This is a genomic window from uncultured Anaerococcus sp., assembly GCF_963510575.1.
GTDB lineage: Bacteria > Bacillota > Clostridia > Tissierellales > Peptoniphilaceae > Anaerococcus.
On the sequence record NZ_CAUPFR010000097.1, the window covers coordinates 1 to 5,679 of the forward strand.

A 5,679-nucleotide genomic window follows, 5' to 3' on the forward strand; every position below is an offset into this window, starting at 1 on the left:
AGTATGTTCCATTCCTCCGTTGTACCAATCAACAGGTGTGTAATAATCAAGAGCTTCCTTGCTTGCAAGAGCTTCCTTGTTATGTGGATCTACATATCTTAGGTAGTACCAAGAAGATCCTGCCCATTGTGGCATGGTATCTGTCTCTCTTTTGGCTGGCTTGCCGCAGTGAGGACAGGTTGTGTTTACAAATTCGTCAATCTTTGCAAGTGGAGATTCACCTGTGGCTGTTGGGGTGTAAGACTCGATTTCAGGTAATTTTACTGGCAAATCTTTTTCATCTACTGGCACCCAACCGCAGTCTTCGCAATAAACCATTGGGATTGGTTCGCCCCAGTATCTTTGTCTAGAAAATACCCAGTCACGGAGTTTGAAGTTGGTTTTTGCCTTACCAAGACCTTTTTCTTCGATATAGGCTATGGCTTTTTTCTTTGCTTCGCTTGCTGAAAGACCATTTAGGAACTCAGAATTAATAGAAGTTCCTTTTTCAATGTCTGTTACTGGAAGTTCTTCTTCTGAATCATAAACAGGGATGATTGGCATATCAAATTTCTTAGCAAATTCAAAGTCACGTTCGTCGTGGGCTGGCACTGCCATGATTGCCCCTGTACCATAACCCATTAATACATAGTCAGAAACCCATATTGGAATTTCTTTTTCATTTAGAGGGTTGATGGCAGATAGGCCTTCTATCATGACTCCAGTTTTATCCTTGTTTAATTCTGACCTTTCAAAATCAGATTTTAGGCTGGCTTGGTGTTGGTAGTCAACAATAGCATCATAGTTTTTAATTTCGTCCTTATATTTTTTAAGGATTGGGTGTTCTGGAGAAACAACCATGTAGGATACACCAAAAATAGTATCAGGTCTGGTTGTATAAACTGTAAGTTTTTCTTCCTTGCCCTTGATTTTGAAATTAACATCTGCCCCATGGCTTCTGCCTATCCAATTTATCTGACTAGTCTTAATCCTATCTTCAAAGTCAACGTCAGCAAGGTCGTCAATTAGCCTATCAGCATAGGCAGTGATTTTTAGCATCCATTGGTTTTTAAGCTTATGCTCAACCTCTGCCCCACATCTTTCGCACTTGCCGTCTACAACTTCTTCGTTAGCAAGACCAACAAGACAAGAAGGGCACCAGTTTACTGATGTTTCAGACTTATAGGCAAGACCTTTCTTATACATTTGTAGGAAAATCCATTGGGTCCACTTGTAATAATCTGGATCAGTAGTATTTATTTCCCTATCCCAATCGAAGGAAAAACCAATAGATTCCATTTGGCCCCTAAAGTGGTCAATATTTTTTTCTGTAATAATTGCAGGGTGAATTTTATTTGCTATGGCATAGTTTTCTGCAGGAAGACCAAAGGCATCCCAACCCATGGTGTACATTACATTCTCACCTTCAAATCTTCTCTTACGGGCCACAACATCTATAGCTGTATATGGACGAGGGTGGCCAACGTGAAGACCTTGGCCAGATGGGTAAGGAAATTCTACTAGTGGGTAAAATTTCTTTTTATTAGGGTCTAATTCAGACTTAAAAGTTTTTTCATCTTTCCATATTTTTTGCCATTTTTTCTCAATGGCATTTGGATTATATTCTTTCATCATTCCTCCTATTTTTGGTTGGCAAAGGCGTTTACATACCTAGGATAAGCTATTACGTCTCTGATGTTTTTCATACCTGTTACATACATCATAGCTCTTTCAAAACCTAGACCGTATCCTGAGTGGACAACTGTACCAAACCTTCTAAGGTCAAGGTAATTTTGGTATTCTTCTGGCTTTAGACCATTGTCTTCCATAGATTTAACGAGTTCATCATATCTTTCTTCCCTTTGGGAACCACCGATTAATTCACCAACACCTGGCACAAGCATATCAAAGGCTGCAACAGTTTTTCCATCGTCATTTCTCTTCATATAGAAGGCCTTGATGTCTTTTGGATAATCAGTTACGAAAACTGGTCCATCTACGATTTTTTCTGATAAATATCTTTCGTGTTCAGTTTGTAAATCCATACCCCATTCAACTGGGAATTCGAATTTTTCTCCAGATTCTTTTAATAATTCAATTGCCTTTGTATAGGTAATTCTAGCAAATTCTGAATTGCGTAGTTTGGTTAATCTTTCGATTAGGCCCTTGTCAATCCATTGGTTGAAAAATTCCATTTCATCTTTGGCATTTTCTAGGATATAGTCAATGGCATATTTAATCATAGCTTCTGCTGTATCCATGCAAACATTATAGTCTGCAAAGGCCATTTCTGGCTCTAGCATCCAGAATTCTGCGGCGTGTCTTGGAGTGTTTGAAACTTCTGCCCTAAAGGTAGGTCCGAAAGTATAAACATTACCAAAAGCTAGGGCATAGTCTTCTGCTTCAAGTTGTCCAGATACAGTCATATAAGATTTTTTGCTAAAGAAATCTTTGGTATAATCGACTTTTCCATCTTCTCTTCTTGGTGGGTCGTTAGGGTCAATTGTTGTTACGTTAAACATTTCACCAGCACCTTCAGCATCGCTTGCTGTGATAATTGGTGGGTTTACATAAACGAAGTCTCTTTCTTGGAAGAACTTGTGAAGACCAAAGGCTAGGATAGAACGGAGTCTAAATACTGCCCTGTAGGTATTTGTTCTTGGTCTTAGGTGAGGAATAGTTCTCATAAATTCAAAGGTTTGTCTTTGTTTTTGGATAGGGAATTTTTCTGATGATTCGCCTATGACTGTCACCTTTTCAGCGTGGATTTCGTAAGGGTTTTTGTTATTGCCTGTAGCGACAAATTTTCCTTCTACACTTAGACTTGCAGATAGGTTTTGCTTGTCAAGTTCATCGTAATTTTCAATATTTTTTTCTACAACAACTTGGAGATTCTTAAAAGTAGAACCATCGTTTAGGTCAATAAAGCCTACGTTTTTACTAAATCTAGAGTTTCTTATCCAACCTTCGATTTTTACTTCCTTGTCAACAAAGCTATCAGCTTCTCTCATCAATTGTCTAATCTTCATTTTTGCCTTCCTTTATTTTTTCTAATCTTTCAATCATTTCTTTTTCATAACCTAAATATTTTGCCTGATAAAATCTTTCACCAGCAAAATCATCTGGCAGGTAGTTGGTATTTACATAGCCACCATGGTCGTGGGGATATAAGTATTCTTCCTTGATTAAATTCTTACTTCCTGCATAGTGGCTATCTTTTAGTTTATTTGGAACTGTTTTATCCTGGTTGGTCCTTACAAAATCAAGTGCCTTATCTATAGCCAAATAAGTCGTATTAGACTTTACAGCTGCCGCTAAATAAGTTACTGTTTGGGCTAGTATTATCCTTGCTTCTGGCATACCTATCTTGTTTACTGCATCAAAGGTTGAATTTGCTAAAACTAGGGCAAAGGGATCTGCATTTGATATATCCTCTGCAGCAAAAATTATCATCCTTCTTGCTATAAATTTGATATCCTCACCAGAAAGAAGCATCTTAGCTAGGTAATATAAACTAGCATCTATATCCGACACCCTCATTGACTTGATAAAGGCTGATATAGTGTCATAGTGCCTGTCGCCATTCTTATCATAAACAGCAATTTTTTGAGTTGTAGAATTTTCTATAGTTTCAGAATCTATTTCTATTCTACCGTCTTTTTCATTTTCTGAAAATATGGCGATTTCTAAGGCATTTAAAAGGGCCCTCGAATCCCCATTTGAATATTTTATTAACTTTTGTCTTGCTTTTTCATCTAGGATGATATTTTTATTTTTCAAAAGCTCATCCGTATTTAAAGCAAGGTCTATTAAATCACTAAGATTTTTATCTGTAAGTTCTTTTAATTCAAAAACATACATCCTCGAAATCAAAGCCTTGTTGACTTCGAAGTAGGGATTTTCTGTTGTTGCTCCAATCAAAATAATTGTAGCATCCTCCACAAAGGGTAGTAGGTAATCCTGCTGGCTTTTATTAAACCTATGGATTTCATCAATGAATAAAATAGTTTTCTTGTTTTCGTAGGCTAGGTTATCCTTGGCGATTTGAATTTTTTCCTTAAGGTCGCCTATCCCACTTGCCACAGCAGAGACTTCTTCAAAAGCCATATGGGTAGAATTTGAGATAATCTTTGCAAGAGTGGTTTTGCCTACTCCTGGTGGCCCATAAAAAATCATCGAATAAATCCTATCGGCCTTGATCATCCTTCTTATAATTTTACCTTCGCCTACCAAATGGTCTTGACCTATGTAAGCATCTAGGGTTTTGGGCCTTAACCTGTCGGCCAAGGGAGCAGATTTTTCCATTTCAATTTTTCTATTTAGTTCAAATAAATCCATACTTCTTCCTTAAAGAAAAAAGATGCTAAGAGTTAGCACCTTTATCATCTTTTAAATTTATAATCTCCTCATAGAAGGACTCCAAATCCTTAAATTCCCTATATACAGAAGCAAATCTGACATAGGCTACAGAATCTAGGTCTTTTAGCTCATCCATGACAAGCTCGCCTATATATGTTGAAGTCACTTCTTTTTTACCAGTGTGGTTGACTTTTGTTTCGATGTTTTTTGCTACTTCTTCTATCTGATCCATTGATACTGGACGTTTTTGACAAGATTTTACTATACCAGATATGACCTTTCTTGGGTCAAAGGCCTCTCTTGTATTGTCTTTTTTTACTATCATGACTGTGGAATCTTCATACCTCTCATAGGTAGAAAATCTCTTGTCACAATCTTCGCAAAGTCTTCTCCTGCGGATGGCCCTGTCATCATCAGTAGACCTAGAATCAACTACTCTAGTATTTGTCGAATTGCAATAGGGACATCTCATATTATTTTAAGAAGTCTGGAAGATCTATATCATCAAAAGGATTTGATGATTTTCTTTGTGGTTTTGCTTGAGTATTTCTTTGTGGAGCTCTTAATTCATCTGCTCTGCCATTGTTTCTGTCAGCTCTTCTTGACCTAGAGTTTTCATCAAAACCTGTTGCTATAACAGTTATCTTGATTTCTTCTCCTAGGGATTCATCTTGGCCAACACCGAAGATGATGTTTGCGTCAGAGTCAATTGCTTCTCTAATTAATTCAGCAGCTTCGTTTGCTTCCATTAGACCAACTTCTGCAGCTGTTACGTTAAGAAGAACAGCGTTAGCTCCGTCTATACTTGTTTCAAGAAGTGGAGAATTTACTGCAGCCTTAGCAGCATCAACAGCCCTATTTTCACCACTTGCTCTGCCTATACCCATATGAGCTATACCTTGGTCGCTCATAATTGATTCAACGTCTGCAAAGTCTAAGTTGATTACATTTGGAACTGCGATTAATTCTGAAATACCACTTACAGCATCCATTAAAACTTGGTCAGCCATTTGGAAGGCTTCAACCATAGATGTTCTCTTTTCTACGATTTGTAGTAGTCTATCATTTGGAATTGTAATTAGGGTATCAACATTTTCCTTAAGTTTTTCTATACCAGCTTCTGCTTGGGTTGCTCTTTTTCTACCCTCAAAGGTAAATGGTTTTGTAACTACACCTACAGTTAGGATGCCCATTTCTTTAGCAACTTGGGCTACAACTGGAGCTGCACCTGTACCTGTACCACCACCCATTCCGGCTGTGATAAATACCATGTCTGCGCCCTTTATAGCTTCTGCAATTTCACCCTTAGATTCTTCTGCTGCCTTTTCTCCTACACTTGGG

At 37.8% G+C, this 5,679-nt stretch carries 5 protein-coding genes; all 5 read right to left on the reverse strand.

From position 1 onward, the window contains the following. On the reverse strand, nt 1-1,611 hold a 1,611-nt coding region (gene leuS, locus RQ907_RS07055), incomplete at its 3' end, for a leucine--tRNA ligase (RefSeq protein ID WP_311492672.1). An 8-nt stretch (nt 1,612-1,619) separates the two neighbouring features. Continuing rightward, nucleotides 1,620-3,008 (reverse strand): asparagine--tRNA ligase, encoded by a 1,389-nt coding sequence (gene asnS, locus RQ907_RS07060; protein WP_311492673.1) that lies wholly within the window; start codon nt 3,006-3,008, stop codon nt 1,620-1,622. Then, nucleotides 2,998-4,317: a replication-associated recombination protein A gene (locus tag RQ907_RS07065; protein ID WP_311492674.1), complete on the reverse strand. Its 1,320-nt coding sequence runs from the start codon at nt 4,315-4,317 to the stop codon at nt 2,998-3,000. Before RQ907_RS07065 ends, asnS begins: the two co-directional genes overlap by 11 nt. Before the next feature lie 25 nt (nt 4,318-4,342). Beyond that, on the reverse strand, nt 4,343-4,810 hold the full coding sequence (gene nrdR, locus RQ907_RS07070) for a transcriptional regulator NrdR (protein ID WP_311492675.1): 468 nt from the start codon (nt 4,808-4,810) through the stop codon (nt 4,343-4,345). A gap of 1 nt (nt 4,811) precedes the next feature. Beyond that, nucleotides 4,812-5,679, reverse strand: an 868-nt coding sequence (ftsZ, locus tag RQ907_RS07075) for a cell division protein FtsZ (protein ID WP_311492676.1), incomplete at its 5' end; no start/stop codon positions are given.